The following is a 23,248-nucleotide window of genomic DNA, read 5'->3' on the forward strand; positions in this document are numbered from 1 at the left end:
CACTGGCAACAGCTCCAACCTCGCGTCGGGGTCCAACGGCGCAGCGCCGGCTACGGGGGCGGCCCGATGCCGCCCCGAGGTGCCTCGGTGCTGCTGCCCGGCCGGTCGTCGAAGATGATGTGGATATTGACGTCGGCGCGGCTGAGCGCCCACAGTCCGATGATGTCGGCCACCGCGAAGATCACCGCGGCGAGGATCGCCAGCACGATCCGCCGCCGCCGTTCCCGGCGCCTCCAGTCGGCCAGGGCGGCCGGGTAGCGGTCCGACGCGCCGTGGATCGAGGTCGCAAGCGCGTCGAACACATCGCGGAGCTGCTCCTCGGCGATTCCCGGGTCCGCGGCCGAACCGGTCGCGGGTGTCCGGCGCGGTACCCGGCCGGATGGAACGCCACTCATCTCCGCTCCTCCAGTAACCGCGTGAGCGTGGCCATGCCCCGCGACGTGTGTGACTTGACCGCGCCGGCCGATATGCCCATTGCTGCGGCTATCTCCGATTCTCGCAGATCCAGCCAGTACCGCAGCACCAGCGCTTCCCGTTGCCGGCTCGGCAGCCGCTTGATCGCCTCCACCAGGGCGCGCTGGTCGTCGCGCAGCAGCACCTCGGCCTCGGCCGACCCGACCGACTCGATCACCTGCTCCGCGTGCCTGCGCGCCACCTGAAGCCGGCGTACGCGCATCCGGACGAGGTTGCACACGACGGCGCGCACGTAGCTCAGGGCGGCGTCGTGACTGCGTAACCGGTGCCATCGCCGGTAGAGCTCGTAGAACGCCTCCGAGACAATGTCCTCGGCGTCGCCCTCCGCGCCGAGCAGCACCGCCAGGCGCAGCAGCGGGGTGTGGTTGGCGTCGAAGAGCCTGGCCAGTGCGGCCTCGCGTTCCAGATCGGCGAGGTTACCGCCGGCGGGGCCGAGCCCGGCCGGCGCCGGGTCGGCGGCCGGTGCCAGCGGGCGTGACGAGACCTGTTGTGTCACGGAACCACCGCTCCCGTGGCGGTACCGTTGCCGACTTCCCGGGCGACGCCGAGCCGGTCCAGCGCGGGGGTCAGCGCGGCCGCGACGGCGAGGTTGAGCACCAGTGCGGCGAGCGCGACGTACACCTGCACGCCGCCGAACGAGACAACCGAGGAGAAGCCGCCGGAGGCGAGCAATACGGTCCCCGCGACCATGCCGACGAGCCAGCCGACGAGCAGTGCGCCGCGGTGCGGCCAGCGGGTGAACAGCCCGAGCGCCACCGTGGGGAACGTCTGCAGGATCCACACCCCGCCGAGCAGCTGCAGGTTGATCGAGTCCTGGTCCGGCAGGCCGAAGACGAACGCCAGCGCGCCGAACTTCGCCACCAGCGACACCGCGCGGGCGACGTGGGCCTGGTGCTTCGGCGTCGCGGTCGGGTGGAAGTACTCGACGTAGACGTTGCGGACGAACAGCGCCGCCGCGCCGACCGACATCACCGCGGCAGGCACCAGCGCGCCCACCGCGAGCGCGCCGAACACGAGGCCGGCGGCAGCCGGTGAGGTCAGTTCCCGCACCATCAGCGGCACGGCCGCCTCGGCGTTGCCGGGCCGGGCCTGTACGCCGGCGGCGAGCGCGGCGACGCCGAGCAGCGCGAAGAGGCCCAGCACGGCGGTCCACGCCGGTAGCCCGACGATCGCCTTGCGGAGCCGGTCACCGCTGGACGCGGCGAAGGATGCGGTCAGGACGTGCGGGTACATGAGCAGCGCGAGCGCCGAGCCGAGCGCCAGCGTGGCGTAGGCGGTGTAGAGCGAGGGGGTGAGGGTCAAGGAGGCCTCCGGTACGCCGCGCGCGGTGATGGCGTCCCCGGCGGCGCGGAACACGGCTTGCGGTCCCCCGAGCCGGTCGAGCACGAGCACGACGACGCCGACGACCGTGGTGCCGACCAGGACTCCCTTGGCCAGGGAGATGACGGTCGGCGCGCGCAGCCCGCTGCGGTACGTGGCGCCGGCCAGTACCGCGAACACCGCGACCAGCGTGAGGTCGCCCGCGAGCCCGTCGGGGTAGAGGCCTCCGGCGACCAGGACCGCGCGGATGCCGAGCAGCTGCAGGGCGATGTACGGCATGGTCGCGAGGATCCCGGTGAGCGCCACCACGAGCGCGAGCAGCGGTGAGTCGTAGCGGGCTCGCACGTAGTCGGCCACCGTCGTGTGGCCGTTGTCCCTCGCCACCTGCCACAGCCTCGGCAGGAGCACGAAGGCCAGCGGGTAGACGATCACCGTGTACGCGAGCGCGAAGAACCCCAGCGCCCCGACGCCGTACACCAGACCTGGTACCGCGGCGTACGTGTAGGCCGTGTAGATCGTGCCGCCGAGCAGGAACCAGGTAAGCACGGGCCCGAACTGCCGCCCCGCCAGCGCCCAGTCGTCGAGCGTGGGCAGCTCGTCGCGCACCCGGAAGCGCCGCGCGGCGATCGCGAGCAGCGACGTGCCGGCGACGACCAGCGTGAAGGCGGCGGTGCTGGCGGATTCGACCATGGGCACCCTCTCAGTCCTTCGTATGTTGCGCAGGCTTCCGGATCGGTTGACACGAAACAAGAGGCAATCGGGCGGTAAACCGCGCGACATGGGTGCGCAACATTCAGGCATCGTCGACGACTGTTCCGGAGGCTGGGGTGGCGAGATTCCGCAAGGCGATCAGGGTCGCTGCGTACACCGGCCTGGCCCTGCCGCTCGTGGCTATCCTCTGCGTTCCGCTGTACGCGCGGACCACGCCACGGCTGGCAGGGCTGCCCTTCTTCTACTGGTTCCAGTTCGCCTGGATCTTCCTCAGCATGGCGCTGATGACCGCCAGTTATCTGCTACTGAAGCGCGCGGACCGTGGGGTCCGTGCGCCGGGGACGCGTCCAGGCGGACACCCTCACCCTGGAGAGCATGCATGAGCATCTTCACTCCGGCGACCCGGGCCCGCCCGGGCGTGCGGTCCATCGTGATCTGGACGGCCGTGTCGATTGTCGGCGCGGTCGCCTGGGGAGTCGTCGCTCTGGCCCGCGGCGAGCACATCTCGGCGATCTGGCTGGTGTTCGCGGCGCTGTGCTCGTACGCGATCGCCTACCGGTTCTACGCGCGGTTCATCGCCCGGCGCGTGCTCAAGGTCGACGACCGGCGGGCCACGCCCGCGGAGCGGCTGGACAACGGCATCGACTACCACGTCACCGACCGCCGCGTGCTGCTGGGCCACCACTTCGCCGCGATCGCGGGCGCCGGGCCGCTGGTCGGGCCGATCCTGGCCGCGCAGTTGGGCTACCTGCCCGGGACCCTCTGGATCATTGTCGGTGTCGTCTTCGCCGGGGCCGTGCAGGACATGGTGGTCATGTTCCTGTCCATGCGCCGCGACGGGAAGAGCCTGGGCCAAATGGCTCGCGACGAGATCGGCCGGGTCGGCGGCACCGCGGCCCTCGTCGCGGTCTTCTCGATCATGATTATTCTGCTCGGTGTCCTCGCGCTCGTCGTGGTCAACGCGCTGGCGAAGTCGCCCTGGGGCACCTTCTCCATCGCCATGACCATTCCGATCGCCCTGTTCATGGGCTTCTACATGCGGGTACTCAGACCGGGCCGCGTCGTGGAGACCAGCGTGATCGGCGTCGCCCTGCTGGTCTTCGCCATCGCCGCGGGCGGCTGGGTGCAGAACTCGAGCTGGGCGGGTGCGTTCACCCTCAAGCCCGAAACGCTGGTGTTCTGCCTCATCGGCTACGGCTTCATCGCCTCGATCCTGCCGGTGTGGATGCTCCTGACACCACGCGACTACCTCTCGACGTTCATGAAGATCGGCACGATCGCGCTGCTCGCGATCGGCGTGCTCGTGACCAATCCGTCCCTGCAGAACGAGGCGATCACCAAGTTCGCCTCGAACGGCAACGGCCCGGTCTTCGTCGGGGGGCTGTTCCCGTTCGCCTTCATCACGATCACCTGCGGAGCGCTGTCCGGGTTCCACGCGCTGATGTCCTCGGGCACCACGCCGAAGATGATCCAGAAGGAGTCCCAGGTCCGGCTCGTCGGCTACGGCGCCATGCTCATGGAGTCCTTCGTCGCGGTCATGGCCATCATCGCCGCGTCGCTGCTGGACCCGGGGCTGTACTACGCGATGAACTCGCCCGGTGGCGTGGTCGGCGCGACGTTCCAGAGCGCCGCGACCGCGGTGACCAACCTCGGGTTCACCGTCACGCCCGACAGCCTGCAGGCCGCCTCCGCGGCCGTCGGTGAGCCGACACTGGTGTCGCGTACCGGCGGCGCGCCCACCCTCGCGGTGGGGATCTCCGAGATCTTCTCCGGATTCCTCGGCGGTACGGCGGTGAAGGCGTTCTGGTACCACTTCGCGATCATGTTCGAGGCGCTGTTCATCCTGACCACGGTCGACGCCGGAACCCGGGTCGGCCGGTTCATGCTCCAGGACACGCTGGGCAACATCTGGAAGCCGATCGGCCGGGTCAGCTGGCTGCCCGGCGTGTGGGCGACCAGCGCGGCCGTCGTCGGCGCATGGGGCTACTTCCTCTACACCGGCGTCACCAACCCACTCGGCGGCATCAACCAGCTCTACCCGCTGTTCGGCATCGCCAACCAGCTGCTCGCCGCCGCGGCGCTGGCCATTGTCACCGTCATCCTGGTCAAGAGCGGCCGGCTCAAATGGGCCTGGGTCACCGCCATCCCGATGGCCTGGGTCACGGCGGTGACAATGACCGCCAGCTACCAGAAGATCTTCTCCACCGACCCGAAGATGGGCTTCTTCGCCCAGCGCCAGCGCTTCGCCGATGCACTCGAGCAGGGCAAGGTGCTCGCACCCGCCAAGAACCTCGACCAGATGCAGCAGGTCGTCACCAACTCCACGGTCCAGGGCGTCCTGGCGGTGCTCCTCGCGGTCCTGATCATCATCGTCATCGTCGACGGAGCCCGGGTATGCCTGCAGGCGATCATCCGGGGCCGGGAAGTACCGACGACGGAGGCGCCCTTCGTGGAATCGGAGATCGCCGTGCCCGCCGGCCTCTTCACCAAGGCCGGCGAGCGCCGGGAACTCGTCGTCGCGGCGGCCATCGACGGCAACAGCAACCGATGAACCGGCGGCACCTACTGGCACGGCTCTGGTGGTACCTGCGCGAACTGGCCGGCGAGACCGGCTACGACCACTACCTCGCGCACCACCACAAACACCGCACGGCGCAAGCCCCGCTGACCCGCCGGGAGTTCGAGCGGCTGAAAAACCGCACCACCGTGCGCTGCTGCTGAAAGATGGTTCGCCATCGCGGCCGGCCGGGTTCTCAGCAACCCGGCCGGCCGCGACGGCGGTAGCCGGCGCCCTGCCTCATCCCACGGCGACCGAACCTGCGGTGAATCCCGCAACGAACCGCTTGAGCAGCAGGTTGAACACGACGGCGACGGGCACCACGACCAGCACAACGGCACCCTGCAGGGACTGCCAGTAGAAGAGATCACCGCCGATCAGCTCGGTGGGGACTCCGGTCGAGACCACCTTCCCGGCGGTGCGGGCAACGAACGCCGTCGCGTAGAGATACTCGCCCATGCACAGCACGAAACTGAGCACCATGACGGCCACCAGCCCCGGCGCCACCAGCGGCAGCGCAACCCAGCGAAACGCGGCGAAACGGGTGCAGCCGTCCGCCATCGCCTGCTCCTCCAACCGCGCCGGAATCGCGCTGAAGAATCCCATCAGCAGCCAGACAGAAACCGGTATGGTCATGGTCGGATAGATCAGCACCAACGCCCAGTCCGAGTCCTGCAGCCCGGCGGCGGCGACGAGCCGCGACAGCGGCGGGAACAGGACGCTGGGCGGGACCAGATAGGTGAGGAAGATGAGCATGCCGAGGCGACCGGCCCAAGGCCGCCGCAGCCGCGCCAGCGCGTAACCGGCGGGCGTGGCGAGCACGAGGGTGCCCGCCACCACGAGGGTACTGATCCACAGCGTGTTCCGCGCGAACGTCGGGAATGCGGTGTGCCGCAACAGATGGACAAGGTGGTCTGCGGTCGGTGGAGCGTTGAACCACAGAGGGCTGTGCGCCGGGTCGTACAGGTCCCGGTTGAGCTTCACGGCGGTGAGGGTGCTCCACAAGAACGGCCCCGCGCCCAGCAGCGCTGCGGTGTACGCCGCCGCGTGCACGGCTATGGTGCCGAGCCGTTGCCGCCGCCGCGCTCGTGCGGTGCGCTCCGCGGGGATCACCGGGCCACCATCCGACGTACCAGGCCGACGATAGCCAGCGTGGCCGCGAGCAGCACGGGCAGCAGGAACAGCGCCACCGCGGCGCCCTGACCCACGTCGCCGCCGTCGATGGCTTTGCCGAACGCAAGCGTGGCAAGCATTTCAGTGGAGCGGTTCGGGCCGCCATCGGTCAGTATCCGCACGACCGCCATGTCGCCGAACGTGAAGACCGCGCAGAACAACGCTGCGACCGCGACGATCGGGGCGGTCAGCGGTACCGTCATGAAGCGGGCCCGCATCCAGCGACCCGCGCCGTCGATACGTGCCGCTTCATGGATGTTGCGCGGGATCGCGACGAGCCCGGCCATGATGATCACGGCGGCGAGCGGGGTGAGCCGCCACGCCTGCACCGCAACGACCGCCGCCACGGCCGTCGAAGGCCGGCCCAGCCAGTTGGCGCTCTCAGCCGCGCCGAGCAGGCCCAGCTGCCGTCCGGCCCAGTCCAGGGGCGAGTAGACCGAGTTGAGCAGCCACAGCCACGATACCGCCGAAATGGTGACCGGAGTGACCCAGGGCAGCAGCACACAGAGGCGGACCAGCCAGCGCCCGTACACGCGAGCCAGCATGAGTCGAGCCAGCACATTGCCGCCGGCCACGGCCAGTGAGGTCGTTCCTGCGGTGATGACGAACGTGTTCAGCAGCGATCGCCAGAACACGGAGTCGGCCAGGACGACGTCGATGTTGGCCAGGCCAACCCAGTCGAAGCTCGGGTCGGCAACGGTCACGTCGGAGAGTGCGTAGGCGACGGCCAGGACGACCGGCCCGAGGATGAAGGCAAGGACGTAGCCGGCGGTCGGTACGACGAATAGCATGGCAAGCGCGGTGTCGCGCTCGCGGATGCGGCGGCGACGTTGCGCGAACGTGTGACTTCCCATCAGGCCACCAGACCCCGGGTCTGCCATTTGGCGTAGATGGACCGGGCCTGAGCCGCCGCGTCGGCGACCGCGGTTGCGGCGCTGACCTCGCCTCGCGCCGCGCGGGCGAACATGTTGGGAATGACGAAGCTACTGACTATCTCACCGGTGGCGGCGTTCGCCGTGCCCGGGTGGCCAAGGCCGACGCTCCACTTGGCGGCGCCCGCGAGCAGCGCCAGCTTGTCCGGCGGACTGGCGCCGAACGGGTCGCGCCGCAGCCAGGCTGCCAGCTCTGGCGTGCGGCCGGGCCAAGCGCACAGGTCGTACAGCATGGACGAGTACGTGGCGGCCGCGAAGTTGGCGGTGTAATGCAACAGGAACTCTTGACCGGCGGCCGCTCCGGCGGCGTACTTCGGGATGACCCAGTTGTGCACGAGGTGGTGCGCGGCCAACGCACCCGCCGGCCCGCCCAACGCCGGCACGAACTCGATGTCGCGCGCGACCGCAGGAGTGTTGCGCTGCGCGGCGCGCCAGGCAGAGATCGAGTTGCTGATGTACGACAGCCGACCGGCGACCATCCCCTGGTTGTTGGAGCTGGGAATCCACGAGAACACCTCGTCGGTCATGGCCTGGCGGTACAGCCGCGTCATGAACTCCACCGCCGCGACGGCCTCGGGCCCATTGAGCGTGACCCGTCCATCGGCGTTCTGTACGGAGGATCCAAACGACCACAACAGCGACCACCCGACCATGTTGGAGTCGAGCTCCTGCGACATCCCCAGGCCGAGCTGGACGCCGCCGGCCCGGCGGATCTCGGCCCCGCCGCGTAACAGCTCGTCCCAGCTTGCCGGTCCATCGGGCAGGCCGACCGCCGACCACATCGAGCGCCGGAAGTTGCCGGGATCCGGGACCCAACCCGGTGCGTAGGCGAAGTACCGGTTCGTCGTCGGATTGAAGCTCGACTGCCGACACAGGTCCGCCTGCGGCCCCCACCGCCGGTTGGCTTCCCTGACGAGATCGCTCAGGTCCAGTACGGCGGGCTCGAACTGCGGCAACGGCGCCACGTGCTGGATGAGGTCGTGGCCCTGAGCGGCGTATATTTCGGCCGCCACCCTGGTCGTGATCTGACTCAGATCGATGTGGTCAATGCTGACGTCGACGCCGACCCGCCCCGCCCACCGGCGGACGAAGTCGTCGAACCAACGGTCGTACGTCGGCACGAAATGGCTCCAGGCAAGGATCCGCAGCGATCCGGACAGCTTCCCGGTCGGCGGTGTGAACTCCTCCTGAGGTGCGCCGGCGAGCACGCCGGCACCGGAGCCGTCGTCGTCTTCATGAGCACAGCCGGAGGCGAACGCCAGCACGGTCGCCGCAGCGCCACTCACAAGGCGGCGTCTGGTCAACCCTTTGGATGGCACGCTAGGGAATATCACCTCCATCTGTTGCTGTGCCCGGCGAATCGTTTACATCGCCAGCCCTCAGAGTAGGGCGTCGCGGACGAGGCCGCCGCGGACGCGGTGGCCCAGGTGCAGGGAGACGGCGTCCAGGTCGCGGATCGCGGTGGACATCGAGACCACGACGACGAGCAGCAGGGTGTTGAGCGGCGGGGTGATGAGCCACTGCCGCGGGGTGCCGCCGGCCGCGACGAGCAGCTGGTCGGCGGATCCGAAGACGGTCGCGTAGTTGGCGAGGCCGACCAACCGTTCGCCGTGGGCGTCGGAGAACGAGGCGATGATGGTGCGCACCGCCGGGTAGACGACGGCGACGGCGAGGCCGCCGACAGCCGGGGCGAGGAACAGCCAGGCCACCCGCCGGTCGCCGCGCGGGCCGTCGAGGCGGCCGGCGACGAACAGGATCGCGGCGACGACGACGGCGAACGCGCCGAGCCCGAGGGCGAGCTGGCCGAACTTGGCCGCTGTGTCGTCCCGGCCCGACAGCGGCGCCGCGCGCTCGGCCATGCGCAGGAAGCCGAGCGCGGTCGTCACCGCCTTTCCGGCGCCCGATGCCGCGAGCGGCCCGCCCGGCGGCCCCGGCCCCGGCGCCGCGCGGCCGGGTTCGTCGCGATCAGCCCGGCCGCCATGGCGTCGCCGAGCATCAGGTGCAGCACCTTGCGCCACCCCGGCACGCTCGACGCCGCGTAGCCCGCCTCCCGTTCGCGGCGCTCCCACGCCGCGCCACATCGGCGGCGCGATGGCAGCGGTGGACCTCGACCTCGGCAAGGTCGAGGTCCACCGGCTCGAAGCGGCGTAGTCCCATTGCCGCCCCGGCGACGTCTGATCGGACGTCCTCGAGCGGCCCGGGAGTCGCGGACGCCCTCGCCGTGGTGACCGCGCGGACCGGACCGCGCGAGCGGTTTACGCGGTCATGCCCTCGAAGCCGACACGGTAGCGTTCGGCCGCGCCGTCAGCGATACGCGCGCCGATTCCGGGCTCCTCGCTGCCCCAGACGCGGCCGTCGGTGACCACGGGCGGGTTGACGAGGAAGCCCTCCCAGCCCAGCCCGCCGTAGGCGTCGAACTCGATGAGCGGCGCGTTGTCGCAGCTGAGGATGACCTGCAGACCGGCGTGGATGCCGATGCCGGTCCCCGACGAGCAGCCGATGTGCGGGACGCACCGCAGGTTCCAGGCGCTGGCCATGTCCGCGATCCGCTTGAGCTCGGAGACGCCGCCGACGCTGGCGGCGTCCGGCTGGATGATGTCGAACGGCAGGTTCGCCATCAGATCGATGTACTCGTACCGGGTCAGCAGCGACTCGCCGCCGGCCAGCGGGATGTCGATCCGGTCCGCCAGCCACGAGTGGCTCGACACGTACTGCGACAGGCTGCGCGACATGATGGGCTCTTCGAGCCAGGCCACCTGCAGGTTGTGCAGCTCCTTGGCGAGCGCCAGGGCGCCCCTGCGCTCGTAGGCCATGTTGGCGTCGACCATCAGGTCGACGTCCGCGCCGACCGCGGACCGCACCGCCTCGACGAGCCGGATCGCCCGGGACAGGTCACCGTCCACCCGCAGCTTGATCGCCGTGTAGCCGGCGGCCACCGCCTCCCGGGCCTCGGCGACGGCCTGGTCGACCGGCTTCAACGACGGGGCGAAGTAGGCCCGCACCGAGTGCTGCGACGTCCCGAGCAGCCGGTGGACCGGCTGCCCGGTGATCTTGCCGAGCAGGTCCCACAGGGCGATGTCGATGCCGCTCAGCGCGTACGTCTCGACGCCCCGGCGGCCCCACATGTGCGTCGCTCGCATCATGTCGTGCCACAGTGCGCCGATGTCCCGGGGGTCGCGACCGGTGATCATCGGACCGAGCTGCCCGTTGATCAGCGGGCCGACGGTCGGGAAGTACTCGGCCGAGAAGCCGGCCTCGCCGATTCCCACCAACCCATCGCTGGTGCTCACCTCGACGATGATGCCGCCCTTGGTGGTCACCGCCATCGCACCCCACCGCAGCTCCTCCTCGAGGGGCAGCCCGACGGGGTATGCCCGTACGCCCGCGATCTTCATGTTCAACTCACCGTTCGCCTAGTTGGTGTTGCTGGACGTTGAGGTGAGCCGGCGGCTGGAACACCGCCGGCCCACCCTTCAGGCCTGATCCGTCGACTCAGGCGCCGTACTTCTTCGGGGCTGCGAGGCCCCACTCGGTGTACGCGAGATGCCAGTCCACATTGGACTTGTCGACCACCTGAGTGGGGTTGTTGATGAACTGGGTCACCGCCTGGCCGAGCACGGCCGAGACAAAAATCGCCTCGATGAGGTTCTGCCCCTGGTCGATGCCGCCGATGTCCACGGTGGCGGTCAGCTTGCCGGCCATGATCTGCTTGTAGCCGGAGACGAGGCCGTCGGCGCCGACGGTCAGGATCCCGCTGGTGCCGTCCCAGTGCTTGAGGCCGGCGGTGTCGATCGCCTGGGACGCGCCCAGGGCCATCTCCTCGTTCTCGCCGTAGACGGCGTTGACGTTACGGTTCTTCGTGAGCAGGTCTTGCGCCGCGGCGAAGCCCTTGTCGCGCACGTATCCGCCGTCGGCCTCGCCGACCACCTTGATCCCCGGGTACTCGGTGAGGGCCTTGTCGAAGCCGATCTTGCGACCGCGGGTCCAGTCCGAGCCGGACGGGCCCCAGATCTGCAGGATGTTGCCCTGGCCTTTGAGCTTCTCCGCGATGTACTTGCCGGCGAGGTAGCCCGACTGCCACCTGTTGTCGTAGCCGACGTTGGTGACGGTCTGCAGCTGGTCCTCGGGGTAGAGCTCGGCGGGCTGGTTGAACTGGTAGATCTTGACGCCCTTCGCCGAGGCGTCGCGGTAGAGACCTTGCACCGTCGCGAAGTTGGCGCCGGTGCACACGGCGATGGCGTCGAACTTGCGCGAGACCCACGACTGGACGATGCCGAGGGTGCCCTGCACCGCGTTGAAGTCGCCGACCGGCGCCTGGCGCTCCCAGGTCCAGCGGCAGCCGAACCGCTGCTCGTACTCGTTCATCTTGCGCCAGGCGGCGTGCTCGATCTGGGTGAAGTTCTCCGAGAGGACCGGCGGGGTGAAGCCGACCTTGATCTCCCGGCCGTTGACAATCTTCTTGACAGCCTCGTCGAACGACTCGCCGGCCGTCCCGCCGCCACCGCCACCGCCGGCGCCCGATGCGCCGCCGTTGGGCGAGCAACCGGCGAGCAGTGCCCCGCCTACGCCCGCCCCGGTCAGCAACCCGGCGGTCCGCAGTAGGCCTCGGCGCGACAACCCTTCGAAGTTGGCCATGTCGATCTCCTCTAACTGTGTGGGGTGTATAGGGGTGTTACCGGGATGTCTGTTGTCCGCGCTGCGCGTCAGCGCCGGGGAGCACCGACCGAACGGGCGATGCCGCTCCACGCCTGGTTCGCCAGGATCGCGAGGATGAGCACCAGGCCGGTGACCACGGCCTGCCAGCTCGACTCGACGCCGGTCAGGTTGATGATGTTGCGGGTCAGCGTCAGGGTGAGCGCGCCGACGAGCGCGCCGATCACCCGCCCCTTGCCACCGGACAGCGAGGCGCCGCCGATCACGGCCGCCGCGATGGCACTGATCTCGTAGCCGTTGCCGATCAGAGGCGGCACGGTGGTGGTACGGCCGGCGATGTGGATGCCGGCCACCGCGGCCATGAGCCCGCTGATGACGTACGCGGCGATCTTGATGCGGTCGACCCGGATGCCGGCGTGCATGGCGCCGGTGGGTGAGCTGCCGACCGCGTAGAACTTCACGCCGAGGGCGGTGCGGCGCAGGAAGACGGAGACCACCACGCCGACCACGAGCACCAGCAGCATCGGCACGGTGATCGGGCCGAGGATCCGGCGGAGCCCGCCGACGTAGTAGTAGGGCTCGGTCATATAGCCGAGGATCGGCACACCGGCGGTCCAGTACAGCAGGAACCCACCGGCCAGGCCGAGCATGGCCAGGGTCGCGATGAAGTCCGGGATGCCCAGCTTCGTGATCAACAGCCCGTTGATCAGGCCGATGCCCGCACCCACGCCCAACGCGGCGAGGAAGGCCACCGCCAGGGACAGTCCGTTGTTGAGGCAACTGGCCGCCACACCCGCGCTGAGGCCCATCACCGATCCCACCGACAGATCCAGACCGCCGGCGATGAGGACCACGGTCATACCGATGGCCAGGAAGCTCACGGTGATCATCGCGTTGACGATGTTGGTCAGGTTGCCGGCGGTGGCGAACGTCGGTTCGGCGAACGACATCACGGCCACCGCGACGACCAGGAGCGCGAGGATGCCGAACGAGGGATCCCGCAGGACCCGGATGCGGAACGCGGACACCCGCTCAGTCCCGATGGTGGTCATCGTCCCTCACTTGTCGCTGGCTGCAGTTCGCTGGCCGGTGGTTGGACGGGCTCGGGGGTACGCAACGTCAGCGCGAAGCGGCGGACACCGCGGTCCACGATCACGCCGACGAGGATGCAGACGCCCGTGATGATGGAGAAGATGAGCGGGTCGACGCCCATGAGCCGGAAACCCTGCTTGAGGGTGACCAGCAGCAGCGCGCCGAGTCCGGCCTGCCAGATGCCGCCCCGGCCGCCCGCGAGGCTCACGCCGCCGAGCACCGCTGCGGCGACCGCGACGAGTTCGTAACCGCTGGCCATGCCGGGCTGGACGGAGTTGAGCCGGGAGGCCAGGAGCACGCCGGCGAATCCGGCCAGGGCGCCCGACACCAGGTAGGCGTAGAGCTTGACCCGCCCGACGTCGATTCCGGCGACCAACGCGGGGGCACTGCCCATGCCGGTCGCGCGGATCTTGCGGCCGAACGGGGTCTTGACCAGAACGAGGTGCAGCACCGCGATGACAACCACCGCCAGCACCATGGCACTGGTGAGGCCCGCGACGGAGGTACGGGCGACGGCGAGGTACTTCGAGTCCGGCGTCCCGACGAGCTGGACGTGGTCGGTGAGCACCACGAGCAGGCCGGCGGCCACGTTCAGCGTTCCCAGCGTCACGATGAAGTCGTTGAGCCGGAACTTGACGATCACCAGGCCGTTGACGAGCCCGAAGGCCAGGCCCGTCCCGACGCCGACGAGCACCGCCACCACCGAGTTGAACCCGTGCATCGACGCCCACAGCGAGGTGCCCGCGCTCAGGCCCAGGACGGCGCCGACCGAGAGATCGATCCCGCCGGCGATGATGACCAGGGCCAGACCGGCCGTGATGATGAAGATCGGAACTTCTTCGTTGAGGTAGTACTTGATGGAGTCACCGTCGGCGAACGACGGTACGGCCAAGGCGAAGCCGACGGTGACCGCCATGAAGGCCAGGAGGATGGGAACGCCCTCGATCCCGAGGATTCGAGCGGCGCCCGAGCGAAATGTTGTCATCGGTCAGCTCTCGATGCTTTGTCGATGATGGCGTGCTTGACGGCGTCGTAGCCCTCTGTCGCCACCCGGTCGGGGATGTCGCGGATCTCGCCGACGAGCGCTCCGCGGTTCAGGACGACCACCCGGTCGCAGAGGCTGATGAGCTCGGAGAACTCTGAGGCGATGACGATCACCGAAGTCCCCTCCTGCACAACCTCCCGGATGAGGCGGTGCACCTCGGCCTTGGCGTGGATGTCGATGCCCTGGGTCGGCTCGTCGAAAATGAGGATCGACGGCTTGGTGTTCAGGCAACGCGCGATGATCGCCTTCTGCTGGTTGCCACCGCTGAGATTGCGGATCATCTCCGTGCCGTCCGGGGTCTTGATGCCGAGGCTGCGGATGTACCCGTCGGCAAGCGTCCGCTCGCGCCGCCCGCGCAGCACACCGGCGGCCGTGACGGAGCCGAGCTCGGCGATGGAGATGTTCTCGGCGACGGAGAATTCCGCGAGGATGCCCAGCTGTTTACGGTCCTCCGGCACCATGGCGAGGCCCGCCTTGTAGGCCACCTTCGGATGGCGGATCCGGCGGACCCGCCCGTCGATCTCGATCTGGCCGGACGACAGCCTGTCCAGGCCCATGAGGGCCCGCACCAGCTCGGTGCGCCCGGCGCCGGCCAGTCCCGCGATGCCCAGGATCTCCCCGCGCCGCACCTCGAAGGAGATGTCGCGGAGCACCCCGTGGCGGGTCAGGTTCCGCGCCCGCAGCCGCGGCGGCGCGTCGTCGCCGTCGGCCCGGTTCCTCGGCGCGGGAACGGTGTCGGCGGCCTCCATGAGTTCCATGGCGTCGCCGCCGAACATCTGTGCGGCCAGCTCGCGCTTCGTGAGCCGCGCCGTCTCGGTGCGCGCGATGGTGCGCCCGTCGCGCATCACGGTGACCACGTCCGCCAGCCCGAAAATCTCGTCGAGGTGGTGGGTGACCCAGATCAGCGCGACACCGCGGCGCTGCAGGCTGCGCATGTGCTCGAAGAGCAGCGTCTTCTCGTGCTCCTCGAGGCCCGACGTGGGCTCGTCGAGGATCAGGATCTTCGGCGGTACGGCCAAAGCCTTGACGATCTCGATGGCGCGCTTCTTCAGGGCGCCGAACTCACCGACCGGACGCCACAGCTCGGATCGGCTGATGCCGAACTCGCCGGCCAGGTCCTGGATCTGACGGGCGATCCGGCGGCGGTTGACGAACAGCGACTTGGTGCCGGTCAACGCCTCCTCCCGCCCGAGGAAGATGTTCTCGAGGACGGTCAGGTCCGGCACCGTGGAGAGCTCCTGGTGGATGGTGCTGATCCCCAGCGCCTGCGCTTGCCGGGGGTGACCGATCGACACCTCCTCGCCGGCCAGTTCGATGCGGCCGGAGTCCGGCGTGACGGTGCCGGACAGCACGTTCAGCAACGTCGACTTGCCCGCGCCGTTGCCACCGAGCAGGGCGTGGATCTCGCCGCTGCGCACCAACAGGCTCACCCCGTCGAGGGCCTGCACGCCCTGGAAACGCTTTCGGATGTCCGTCATACGCAGGTGCGGCACCTCGACGGGTTGCTGCGCCTCGGCCGGCAGTGGGGACGGCGCCTTCATACCTGTTCCTCTCCCGCGAACCACTGGTCTTGTGATCGGGTGGTCGGACCAATATCCTGAGCGCGCAACCGCAAAGTCAAGAGGTTCCCGCGGTTTCTTCCTCCCGGCCCGGTGCCGACACCGCCCGGCCTATCCATGCAGAAAGGGGGCGTACAGGGTGCAGAAAATCATGGGCGTGGCCTCCACGGTCGTCGCGGACTACCTGCGCGGACTGGCTGCGGCCCACCCCGACGTAGTCGAGTTCGACCAGGAACGCCGCATCGTCGTCCGGCGGGCCGCGGCCCGACCCGGCAAGGTGGGACTCATCTCCGGTGGCGGATCCGGCTGCGAGCCGCTGCACGCGGGCTACGTCGGGCTGGGCATGCTCGACGCCGCCTGCCCCGGTGAGGTGTTCACCTCCCCCGTGCCGAACCAGATCATGGCGGCCACCGAGAGCGCCGACCACGGCGCGGGCGTGCTGTACATCATCAAGAACTTCGGCGGTGAGGTCATGAACTTCGGGCTCGCCGCCGAGATCCTGCGCCGCAAGGGCATCCGGATCGAGAAGGTCCTGGTCAACGACGACGCGTCCTTCCCGCCGGAGCTCGCGGGCAGGCGCCGCGGACTGGGCGCCACGGTGCTGGTCGAGAAGATCGGCGGCGCCGCGGCCGAGGAGGGGCGTTCGCTCGACGACGTCGCCGGCCTGGCCCGCCGGGTCGTGGAGCGCAGCCGGACGTTCGGCGTCGCGTTGAGCTCCTGCACACACCCGAAGACCGGGCGGCGCACGTTCGAGCTGCCCGACGGGGAGTACGAGGTCGGTGTCGGCATCGGCGGCGACCGCGGCCACGAGCGCCGGCCGCTCCCGCCGGTCGACGAGATCGCGGACGTCCTGCTGGAAAAGGTCACCGCCGAGCTCGGCCTCCAGGCGGGCAACCGCGTCCTGGTCCTGCTCAGCGGCCTCGGCTCCACCCCCTCCATCGAGCTGCACGGGCTGTTCGCCGCGGTCCGGGACCGCCTGGTGAAGCTCGGCGCCGACCCGGTCCGCAGCTTGGTGGGCAATTACATCACGTCGCTCGACTCCCACGGTGCGCTGCTGACCGTGCTCCACGTCGACGACGACATGCTCGACCTGTGGGACCGGCCCGTACACACTCCGTCGCTGCGCTGGGGAGTCTGACATGACCGCGGAACTGTCGCAGGACGCCGTGACGGCCTGGCTGGAGCGCTTCTGCGCCGAGGTCATCGCCGCGGAGTCGCACCTCAACGAGCTCGACTCGGCCACCGGCGACGGCGAGCACGGCTCGAACCTCAGCCAGGGCGCCGCTGCGGTGCAGGCCCTGCTGCGCAACGCAGCGTTCACCGACGTCCAGGAGCAGTTGTCGGCCGCCGCCATGGCCCTGGTCAACTCCGTCGGCGGCGCCAGCGGCGCGCTCTACGGCACGTTCTTCCTCCGGCTGAGCGACGTGGGCGAGGGCCGGACCGCCCTGGACCTCGCCGGCCTCCGCGCAGGCCTGGGCTCCGCCCTGGACGGTATCCGCGAGCTCGGCGGCTCGGCACCGGGCGACAAGACGCTGGTCGACGCGATCCACCCGGCCGTCACCGTGCTCCAGTCCCTCGACACCCGCTCCTGTGGCCTCGTGGAGGCGCTCGGGCGCGCCGCCGCGGCGGCCGAGGAGGGTCGCGACGCCACCGCCGACATGGTGGCCAGGATGGGCCGGGGAAGCTACCTCGGCGACCGCAGCCGCGGCCACGTCGACGCCGGCGCGACCTCGATGGCGCTGCTGTTGCGATGCCTGCACGCCAGCGCCGAGGCGGCAGCCGCATGAAGTCGTCCGTCACCTCGCTCCATCTCCTCGACGGCGGCCTGCTGGAGGTGGAGTCGAGTGTCGTCGTGCCAGGCTCCGCCTTCGGCCGCCGCATCGCGGTACCGATCCAGATGTTCCTCGTCGGCACCAGCGCGGGGTACCTCCTGATCGACACCGGCAACGACCCCGGCGTGATCACCGACCCGGTCGGGACCTGGGGAGCTGAGCTGGCGACGGCCGCCCGCCCCCTCATGGAGCCGCACCACCACCCCGCCGAGCAGCTCCGGCTGCTCGGCCTCGCGCCGCGTGACGTCAGGGCCGTGGTCTACACACACCTCCACCACGACCACGCCGGCGGCGGGCGGATCTTTCCCGACGCCGTCCACGTCGTGCAGCGCGCCGAGCACCGGTGGGCGCTCAGCCCCGACGGGCACGCCGGCAAGGCATACGTGCCGGCGGACTTCACGAGGACGAGATGGACGCTCGCGGACGGGGACTGGCACATGCTCCCCGGCATCCAGCTGGTGATGACACCGGGCCACACCCCCGGGCACCAGTCGGTGGTGCTCTGGGACGTCCCCGACCTGGGCAACGTCGTCGTCGCCGGCGATGCGATCAACACCGCCACGTGCATCGAGGAGGATCTTCCGCCGGGCATCACCACCGACAGCGTGACGGCCGTGCAGTCCATGCACCGGCTCACCGCGCTGGCGGCCGCGACGGACGCCCTCCTCGTCACCGGCCACGACCTGGCCCTGTTCGAGGCCATGCCGAAGGCGCCCGAGCCGCTGCGGAAGGTGGGCCACCGGCCCGCGCGGCACCACGCACCGATGCTGGACCTCGCCGCCGGCGCCTGACCCACAGAAGCGAGCCCGCCCCGCAGCAACGGCGCTGCGGGGCGGGCTCTTCGGCGTTTACGGGCTCAGTGCCGCTCGCCGGCCTGCTCCAGGTGCTCGGCGATGTCACGCTCGACGTCGCGGATGTGGTTGAGCGCCGCGATCCTGGCGTCGCGCAGCCGGTGGCCGATGATGGCCTGGCACAGCTTGACGTGACCCTCGTGCGCGTGCGCCCGGCGCCCGGGCAGTTGGATCACTCGGTGGGAGTACTTGAAGAAGAGCGGCTCGATGCTCTCCATGAGCCGTAGCAGCAGCGTGTTCTTCGTCGCCCGGACGATCGCGCGGTGCAGCTCGGCGTCGAGCTTGACGAACGCGTCGTCGCTCAGCTGCGGATCGGCGGCCTCGGCCAGAATCCGCTCGAGCTCGGCACCTTCCTGCGCGGTGATGCGCCGGGCGGCGAGGCTCGCGGCGTCCGGCTCAAGCGACAACCGCACCTCGAACAGCTCCGGGACAGTGAAGTCGTCGAACACCAGCAGCTCGGACAGCGTCGGGCGGGCCTTCTTGTCGCTGATGACGAAAACGCCCCGGCCGTGATCGGTCCGCAGCAGGCCGGCGGCCTCGACCACCCGGATCGCCTCACGCATCGAGCTGCGCCCGACGCCGAACCGCTCGGCGAGGACACGCTCCGGCGGCAGCTTCTCGCCGGGCTTGTAGTCGCCGCGGGTGATCAGCTGCTCGAGCTGGGCAGCAACCGAATCGGCGACTTTCAGCCGGCGCACCGGTTCGATGCCACCGTTGCTGGTGCCGGTCATCACGTGACCCCCTTCACTGAGCGGACTCACTGTCTCACCCGAAATGGAGCAAGTCTCATCGGCAATGGTCAGGTGGCCTGAACACAATCCTACCATCGTCGCGATAGACGCTTACTTTTGCCGTTGGACGGCGCGGTTGGCAAATGACAACGGGACGGCGCCGGCTCCCGGCGAAGACTCGTGTCATTTCGCCGGGAGCCTGGGTCACGCGATGGCGAAGCCGGACCGGCTCCCGCTCCGGGTCACCCGCCGACCGGCTGGAATGGATGCTCCCGCAGGTGCGGAACGAGGTCCTCCCAGGTGTACTCGCCCTCCATGAAGTACGGGCTCGTGTCGTAGGTACCGTCCATCGTGTCCTTCAGCGACTTCGGGCCGGGGAAGCCGATGACCTTCCAGCCGATCTGGTCCTTGTTGCCGCCGTAGACCGGGTCGCAGTAGAAGCCCTGCTTGGTGTGCAGGCAGAGCGCCGGGAAGAAGGCCATGCCCTCGTCGAAGGTGCCCTGGAGGAAGGTGGTCACCGCCTCCGTCGTGCCCAGGGTGACCTTGGCGGGCTTCGGCGCGCCGGAGGAGATCTCCAGCACGCTGTCCTGCTGCTCCTCGGTCAGGTCCTTGAAGTCGGTGTTGTAGTTGGTCCGGGCCACCGCGTCCAGGTCGCGAATGCCCTGCCGGTACGTCTGCTGCATGTCCCACATCCGGGCCCGCCACGCCTCGGCGAACTTGCCGGTCAGCCTGAGGAACCCGCTGCCGTCGGCCGCGGCGAAGATGTAGTCGATGCCGGACAGGTAGCGGTCGATGAACACCACCACCCGCGCCTCACGCGCGCCGGGGTCGTGGTCGGTCGGGATGATGCGGGCTGTGGCGGCCTCGACCGTCTCCCACTCGTGCTCGGTGAAGAACAGCCGCTCGTTCGAGTCGGGGTCGACCGGCGAACCGGCGATCTCCCAGTCGGCCTTGAGGGTCACAACGCCCTCCTTCCTTGGTGAACGCGGTTGGCTAGTTGACCTTGATGTGCTCTTCGCGGCCCTTGGCATAGGTCGAGACGATGTAGTCGCACGCACGCCAGGCGTTGGCCATCATGGTCAGCGTCGGGTTGACGCCGGTCGAGGTCGGGAAACCCGCCCCGTCCACGACGAAGAGGTTGTCGATGTCGTGGGTCTGGCACCACTCGTTGAGCACCGACTTGGCCGGGTCGTTGCCCATCCGGGCCGTGCCGTGCTGGTGGCAGGTGTTGCCGGTCATCCGGTCGAGGTAGACCGGGACCGTCTTGCGGGCGCCGGCGACCTCGAGGATCTCGGCGTTCTTGTCCACCTGCCATTTGCTCATGCGTACGTCGTTGTCGTGCGGCTGGTGGGTGATCCGGGCGACCGGCAGGCCCCAGGCGTCCTTGACGGTCGGGTCCAGGTCGACGCGGTTGGACTCGCGCGGCATGTCGTGCAGGATCGCGCCGATCTTCATCGCGTAGTTGAAGTAGTCGCGGTCGGCGTCCTTGAGGGCGCTGCCCCAGCTCGGCCGGCCCGGGAAGACCCAGTTGACCGGATGGACCGTCTGCGAGGCTGAGATCAGGCAGCCACCGATGTGGCCGCGGGACTCGTCGGTCTCGTAGAACTCGAACGTTCCGCCGCTGATGTAGTTGCCGGCCCAGCCGTACAGCGGGTCGTCGACCTCCTTGTCGAACAGGCCGACGGCGAACACGTACTCGTGGAACGTGGCGTTCTTGCCCACCAGGCCGCTGGAGTTGGCAAGGCCGTCGGGGTACTGCGCGGACTTCGACATCAGCATCAGCCGCGCCGACTCGATGGCGCCGAGGCTCAGCACGACCACCTTCGCGTCCTGCTCGACCTCGTGACCGTCGGGGTCGATGTAGACGACGCCGGTGGCCCGGCCGTCCTTGCCGACCTTGATCTCCCGCACGAAGCACTCGGAGCGCAGCTCGAAGTTGCCGGTCGCCACCGCCTCCGGGATGAAGGTGGTCAGCGTGTTCGACCGGGCGCCGCTCGGGTCGCCGTACTGGTTCCAGAAGCTGGTCTTGTTGAAGGGATCACGGCCCTTGTGCCTGTTCGTGACCATGGCGTGCGGGATCGGGAACGCGTTGATCCCCATCTTCTTGGCCGCGTCGTAGAACCGCTTGCCGAACCGGGTCGGGCGCAGCGGCGCGCTCGGGTACGGCTTGCTGCGAAACGGCTCGTACTTGTCCGCGCCGGCCACGCCGGAGACCCCGAACTCCCACTCCACCTTGGTCAGGTAGGGCTCGAGGTGCTCGTAGCGGATCGGCCAGTCGGCGATGCTCGCGCCCTCCAGGTCGCCGTGCAGCGTGCGCTGGATGAAGTCCGACTCGCGCGGCCGCGGCACCCAGCCGGCCCAGTGGTTGGTGCCGCCGCCGACGAGCTGCGGGGTCGGCGAGAACGGGAACACCTCGGCGACCGAGTTCTCGTCATGGCGCAGCGTCCTGGGGAACAGCTTCGGATCCGGCCAGAGGTAGTTGCGATTGACGTACTTGACTTCGTCGCCAGAGTAATGCTCGTGAGCACGCAGCCACGGACCACGGTCGAAGCCGACGACCTTCATGCCGGCTTCGGCGAGCACCTTGACGGCGGTGCCACCGGTCGCGCCGAGCCCCACGACGATCGCGTCGACCGGCTCCGGCTTGGGGGTGTATGCCATTTCTTTATCCCCTTGTTGGATGGGCCATGAAGAGGTCAGAAGCCGGGCGCGTCGGCGTTGCCGGGCGTGGTCTTCTGGGCGGCGATGTCGGCGTGCCGGCGCTCGATGCACTCGGCGCACCGCACGGCGACGGACTGCAGCGTGCTCGCGGCTCGCCCGCCGCCGTACGCGCTAGGCGCGCTCGAGGTACTGGACGATCGCCCGGCCGAACTGGGGCAGGTCGACCGGCGTGCGGGAGGTAATGACGTTGCCGTCCTCCACGACCGGCTCGTCGACCCACGTCCCGCCCGCGTTCTCCACGTCGGTCCGGATCGGGAGGTAACCGGTGATCCGGCGGCCCTTCGTCGCGCCGGCCGAGGCGAGCATCCAGCCGCCGTGGCAGATGGCGGCGACGAGCTTGCCCGACTCGTAGGCGTCGCGGACCAGGTCCACCATCTCCGGGTGCAGGCGCATGTTGTCGGGAGCAAAGCCACCGGGGATGACCACCGCGTCGAACTCGGCGGCGGACACGTCCTGCGCGGCGGCGTCAGCCTGCATCGGGTAGTGCTCCTTGCTGTCGTACACGTTCTTGGTACCGCTGCCGATGACGCGAACGTCGGCGCCGGCTTCCTGCAGGCGCAGCAAGGGGTACCAGCCCTCGAGGATCTGGTACTCGTCTTCGATCAGCAGGGCCACGCGCTTGCCTGAAAGCGACATTTCACGTCCTTCTTTCGTACTGACGGATTGTTCGGTGGTGCCGAATACGGCCGGCCGGCGGGCCGTGTGCAGGGCGTCCGCCGACCGGCCCGGAACTGCGGGACTCAGGCCCCGATCATCTCCAGGAACTCGACGCTGGTGCGCACATCGCCGTGGTTGGCCTGGATGTTGCGCAGGGCCTCCCAGTGCTGGCCGTAGCCGAGCGGCTGCTCAGCGCCGCCGGGGATGGAGGCCGGGATGGCGGCGGTCGTGTCGGCCAGGACAATGATCTTGAAGTCCTGGTTGTTGCCGTCGATCGCGGTGGAGATCTGGCAGTTACCGGTGGACAGGCCGGCGACGACGAGGGTGTCGCGGCCCGCGCGGCGCATGTACTCGGTCAGCGCCGTGCCGTAGAACGAGGAGAACCGGTGCTTGCGGATCACCGGCTCGTCGTCGAGCGGCTTGAGCTCGTCCACCAGCTCGTCGCCTCCGTTGCCCCAGGAACCCGGGAACGTGTCCAGCTGGCCCACGAGGCCCCACTTCCTGTCGGCGAAGCCGGCGTCCTTGCCGTCACCGCGCAGGCCCCACAAGGACCAGACGACCGGGATACCCTTGGCACGACAGGCCTCGAGCACGTTGACCACCGGCTGGACGACGTCCTTGCCCTCCGGAGCGCCGCCGACGCTCGGGATGTACATGGCACCGCCGGGCTCAGCACACGCCTTCTGCATGTCGAGCACCAGCAGCATCGTCTTCTCCGGGTCGATGACCGGGGCCACCCAGGTCGACCGGTCAATGACCTTGTCGATGTTCTCGTAGGTGAAGTCGAGCGAAGACATCGATCCTCCTCTGGCGTCTGAGGCGGGCGTGGAAGCCCGATACGTTGATGGCGGTCGCCCGGCCCCCCGAGCGCACGCCGTGGCATCGCCGCCGTCACCCGACCGGCGAACATCTGATCGGGTGAGCAGGTGGTCTGAACACT

At 69.3% G+C, this 23,248-nt stretch carries 22 protein-coding genes and 1 pseudogene; 6 read left to right on the forward strand and 17 right to left on the reverse strand.

Annotated elements, in window-relative coordinates:
* Window positions 1-50: 50 nt before the first annotated feature.
* From ACQEVU_RS27540 to ACQEVU_RS27550, 3 genes are read right to left on the reverse strand one after another with little or no spacing between them, the layout of a single operon-like run.
* Complete coding sequence (locus ACQEVU_RS27540; protein WP_433328424.1) at window positions 51-395, reverse strand: hypothetical protein; 345 nt, start codon at window positions 393-395, stop codon at window positions 51-53.
* The gene (locus ACQEVU_RS27545) at window positions 392-970 is read right to left on the reverse strand and encodes a SigE family RNA polymerase sigma factor (protein WP_433328426.1); all 579 of its coding nucleotides are present in this window, start codon (window positions 968-970) and stop codon (window positions 392-394) included. Before ACQEVU_RS27545 ends, ACQEVU_RS27540 begins: the two co-directional genes overlap by 4 nt.
* Complete coding sequence (locus ACQEVU_RS27550) at window positions 967-2,484, reverse strand: sodium:solute symporter family protein (protein ID WP_433335108.1); 1,518 nt, start codon at window positions 2,482-2,484, stop codon at window positions 967-969. Before ACQEVU_RS27550 ends, ACQEVU_RS27545 begins: the two co-directional genes overlap by 4 nt.
* A 137-nt stretch (window positions 2,485-2,621) precedes the next feature.
* Between ACQEVU_RS27550 and ACQEVU_RS27555 the strand changes: the two genes are divergently transcribed.
* Genes ACQEVU_RS27555 through ACQEVU_RS27565 form a run of 3 tightly spaced genes read left to right on the forward strand, consistent with a single transcriptional unit; the run spans window position 2,622 to window position 5,226 of the window.
* Window positions 2,622-2,888, forward strand: a complete 267-nt coding sequence (locus tag ACQEVU_RS27555) for a DUF3311 domain-containing protein (RefSeq protein WP_433328428.1) — start codon at window positions 2,622-2,624, stop codon at window positions 2,886-2,888.
* The gene (locus ACQEVU_RS27560) at window positions 2,885-5,056 is read left to right on the forward strand and encodes a carbon starvation CstA family protein (protein WP_433328430.1); all 2,172 of its coding nucleotides are present in this window, start codon (window positions 2,885-2,887) and stop codon (window positions 5,054-5,056) included. Before ACQEVU_RS27555 ends, ACQEVU_RS27560 begins: the two co-directional genes overlap by 4 nt.
* Window positions 5,053-5,226, forward strand: coding sequence for a CstA-like transporter-associated (seleno)protein (locus ACQEVU_RS27565; RefSeq protein ID WP_433328432.1), 174 nt, complete (start codon window positions 5,053-5,055; stop codon window positions 5,224-5,226). The genes ACQEVU_RS27560 and ACQEVU_RS27565 overlap by 4 nt, the downstream gene beginning before the upstream one ends.
* 76 nt (window positions 5,227-5,302) lie before the next feature.
* Here ACQEVU_RS27565 and ACQEVU_RS27570 read toward each other — a convergent pair whose 3' ends face one another.
* From ACQEVU_RS27570 to ACQEVU_RS27610, 9 genes and pseudogenes are all read right to left on the reverse strand, one after another.
* The gene (locus ACQEVU_RS27570; protein ID WP_433328434.1) at window positions 5,303-6,175 is read right to left on the reverse strand and encodes a carbohydrate ABC transporter permease; all 873 of its coding nucleotides are present in this window, start codon (window positions 6,173-6,175) and stop codon (window positions 5,303-5,305) included.
* Window positions 6,172-6,939 (reverse strand): carbohydrate ABC transporter permease, encoded by a 768-nt coding sequence (locus tag ACQEVU_RS27575; RefSeq protein ID WP_433328436.1) that lies wholly within the window; start codon window positions 6,937-6,939, stop codon window positions 6,172-6,174. Before ACQEVU_RS27575 ends, ACQEVU_RS27570 begins: the two co-directional genes overlap by 4 nt.
* Window positions 6,940-7,088: 149 nt before the next feature.
* Entirely contained in the window at window positions 7,089-8,432 is a 1,344-nt protein-coding gene (locus tag ACQEVU_RS27580; RefSeq protein WP_433328438.1) for an ABC transporter substrate-binding protein, read from the reverse strand.
* 555 nt (window positions 8,433-8,987) lie between these two features.
* Window positions 8,988-9,265: pseudogene (locus ACQEVU_RS27585) on the reverse strand (LacI family transcriptional regulator); the annotation flags it as partial.
* Between the two features lie 157 nt (window positions 9,266-9,422).
* Window positions 9,423-10,562 carry a mandelate racemase/muconate lactonizing enzyme family protein gene (locus ACQEVU_RS27590; protein ID WP_433328440.1) on the reverse strand — a complete coding sequence of 380 codons (1,140 nt, stop codon included), beginning with the start codon at window positions 10,560-10,562 and terminating at the stop codon, window positions 9,423-9,425.
* 97 nt (window positions 10,563-10,659) lie between these two features.
* Complete coding sequence (locus ACQEVU_RS27595; protein ID WP_433328442.1) at window positions 10,660-11,802, reverse strand: sugar ABC transporter substrate-binding protein; 1,143 nt, start codon at window positions 11,800-11,802, stop codon at window positions 10,660-10,662.
* Between the two features lie 68 nt (window positions 11,803-11,870).
* Complete coding sequence (locus tag ACQEVU_RS27600; RefSeq protein ID WP_433328444.1) at window positions 11,871-12,872, reverse strand: ABC transporter permease; 1,002 nt, start codon at window positions 12,870-12,872, stop codon at window positions 11,871-11,873.
* The gene (locus ACQEVU_RS27605) at window positions 12,869-13,897 is read right to left on the reverse strand and encodes an ABC transporter permease (protein WP_433328446.1); all 1,029 of its coding nucleotides are present in this window, start codon (window positions 13,895-13,897) and stop codon (window positions 12,869-12,871) included. The genes ACQEVU_RS27600 and ACQEVU_RS27605 overlap by 4 nt, the downstream gene beginning before the upstream one ends.
* Complete coding sequence (locus tag ACQEVU_RS27610) at window positions 13,894-15,498, reverse strand: sugar ABC transporter ATP-binding protein (RefSeq protein WP_433328448.1); 1,605 nt, start codon at window positions 15,496-15,498, stop codon at window positions 13,894-13,896. Before ACQEVU_RS27610 ends, ACQEVU_RS27605 begins: the two co-directional genes overlap by 4 nt.
* Window positions 15,499-15,655: 157 nt before the next feature.
* Between ACQEVU_RS27610 and ACQEVU_RS27615 the strand changes: the two genes are divergently transcribed.
* From ACQEVU_RS27615 to ACQEVU_RS27625, 3 genes are read left to right on the forward strand one after another with little or no spacing between them, the layout of a single operon-like run.
* A complete protein-coding gene (locus ACQEVU_RS27615) occupies window positions 15,656-16,654 on the forward strand; it encodes a dihydroxyacetone kinase subunit DhaK (protein WP_433328450.1) in 999 nt (332 codons plus the stop codon).
* 1 nt (window position 16,655) lies between these two features.
* The gene (dhaL, locus tag ACQEVU_RS27620; protein WP_433328452.1) at window positions 16,656-17,303 is read left to right on the forward strand and encodes a dihydroxyacetone kinase subunit DhaL; all 648 of its coding nucleotides are present in this window, start codon (window positions 16,656-16,658) and stop codon (window positions 17,301-17,303) included.
* The gene (locus ACQEVU_RS27625; RefSeq protein WP_433328454.1) at window positions 17,300-18,139 is read left to right on the forward strand and encodes an N-acyl homoserine lactonase family protein; all 840 of its coding nucleotides are present in this window, start codon (window positions 17,300-17,302) and stop codon (window positions 18,137-18,139) included. The genes dhaL and ACQEVU_RS27625 overlap by 4 nt, the downstream gene beginning before the upstream one ends.
* 65 nt (window positions 18,140-18,204) lie before the next feature.
* Here the strand turns inward: ACQEVU_RS27625 and ACQEVU_RS27630 are convergent, their stop codons facing one another.
* From ACQEVU_RS27630 to ACQEVU_RS27650, 5 genes are all read right to left on the reverse strand, one after another.
* Complete coding sequence (locus ACQEVU_RS27630; RefSeq protein WP_433328456.1) at window positions 18,205-18,930, reverse strand: FadR/GntR family transcriptional regulator; 726 nt, start codon at window positions 18,928-18,930, stop codon at window positions 18,205-18,207.
* A 242-nt stretch (window positions 18,931-19,172) separates the two neighbouring features.
* Window positions 19,173-19,892 (reverse strand): gluconate 2-dehydrogenase subunit 3 family protein, encoded by a 720-nt coding sequence (locus tag ACQEVU_RS27635; protein ID WP_433328458.1) that lies wholly within the window; start codon window positions 19,890-19,892, stop codon window positions 19,173-19,175.
* 31 nt (window positions 19,893-19,923) lie between these two features.
* A complete protein-coding gene (locus tag ACQEVU_RS27640) occupies window positions 19,924-21,591 on the reverse strand; it encodes a GMC family oxidoreductase (RefSeq protein ID WP_433328460.1) in 1,668 nt (555 codons plus the stop codon).
* Between the two features lie 171 nt (window positions 21,592-21,762).
* Window positions 21,763-22,287 carry a type 1 glutamine amidotransferase domain-containing protein gene (locus ACQEVU_RS27645; protein ID WP_433328462.1) on the reverse strand — a complete coding sequence of 175 codons (525 nt, stop codon included), beginning with the start codon at window positions 22,285-22,287 and terminating at the stop codon, window positions 21,763-21,765.
* Between the two features lie 104 nt (window positions 22,288-22,391).
* Window positions 22,392-23,105: a cysteine hydrolase family protein gene (locus ACQEVU_RS27650; RefSeq protein ID WP_433328464.1), complete on the reverse strand. Its 714-nt coding sequence runs from the start codon at window positions 23,103-23,105 to the stop codon at window positions 22,392-22,394.
* Between the last annotated feature and the right edge of the window lie 143 nt (window positions 23,106-23,248).

Origin of the sequence: Dactylosporangium sp. CA-139066 (assembly GCF_050936175.1) — a bacterium.
Lineage (GTDB): Bacteria > Actinomycetota > Actinomycetes > Mycobacteriales > Micromonosporaceae > Dactylosporangium.

Coding starts and splice junctions, on each gene's coding strand:
- ACQEVU_RS27540 (WP_433328424.1), bottom strand. CDS start 395: ATGAGTGGCGTTCCATCCGGCCGGGTACCGCGCCGGACACCCGCGACC.
- ACQEVU_RS27550 (WP_433335108.1), bottom strand. CDS start 2,484: ATGGTCGAATCCGCCAGCACCGCCGCCTTCACGCTGGTCGTCGCCGGC.
- ACQEVU_RS27560 (WP_433328430.1), top strand. CDS start 2,885: ATGAGCATCTTCACTCCGGCGACCCGGGCCCGCCCGGGCGTGCGGTCC.
- ACQEVU_RS27565 (WP_433328432.1), top strand. CDS start 5,053: ATGAACCGGCGGCACCTACTGGCACGGCTCTGGTGGTACCTGCGCGAA.
- ACQEVU_RS27590 (WP_433328440.1), bottom strand. CDS start 10,562: ATGAAGATCGCGGGCGTACGGGCATACCCCGTCGGGCTGCCCCTCGAG.
- ACQEVU_RS27595 (WP_433328442.1), bottom strand. CDS start 11,802: ATGGCCAACTTCGAAGGGTTGTCGCGCCGAGGCCTACTGCGGACCGCC.
- ACQEVU_RS27600 (WP_433328444.1), bottom strand. CDS start 12,872: ATGACCACCATCGGGACTGAGCGGGTGTCCGCGTTCCGCATCCGGGTC.
- ACQEVU_RS27605 (WP_433328446.1), bottom strand. CDS start 13,897: ATGACAACATTTCGCTCGGGCGCCGCTCGAATCCTCGGGATCGAGGGC.
- ACQEVU_RS27610 (WP_433328448.1), bottom strand. CDS start 15,498: ATGAAGGCGCCGTCCCCACTGCCGGCCGAGGCGCAGCAACCCGTCGAG.
- dhaL (WP_433328452.1), top strand. CDS start 16,656: ATGACCGCGGAACTGTCGCAGGACGCCGTGACGGCCTGGCTGGAGCGC.
- ACQEVU_RS27625 (WP_433328454.1), top strand. CDS start 17,300: ATGAAGTCGTCCGTCACCTCGCTCCATCTCCTCGACGGCGGCCTGCTG.
- ACQEVU_RS27630 (WP_433328456.1), bottom strand. CDS start 18,930: ATGACCGGCACCAGCAACGGTGGCATCGAACCGGTGCGCCGGCTGAAA.
- ACQEVU_RS27640 (WP_433328460.1), bottom strand. CDS start 21,591: ATGGCATACACCCCCAAGCCGGAGCCGGTCGACGCGATCGTCGTGGGG.
- ACQEVU_RS27645 (WP_433328462.1), bottom strand. CDS start 22,287: ATGTCGCTTTCAGGCAAGCGCGTGGCCCTGCTGATCGAAGACGAGTAC.
- ACQEVU_RS27650 (WP_433328464.1), bottom strand. CDS start 23,105: ATGTCTTCGCTCGACTTCACCTACGAGAACATCGACAAGGTCATTGAC.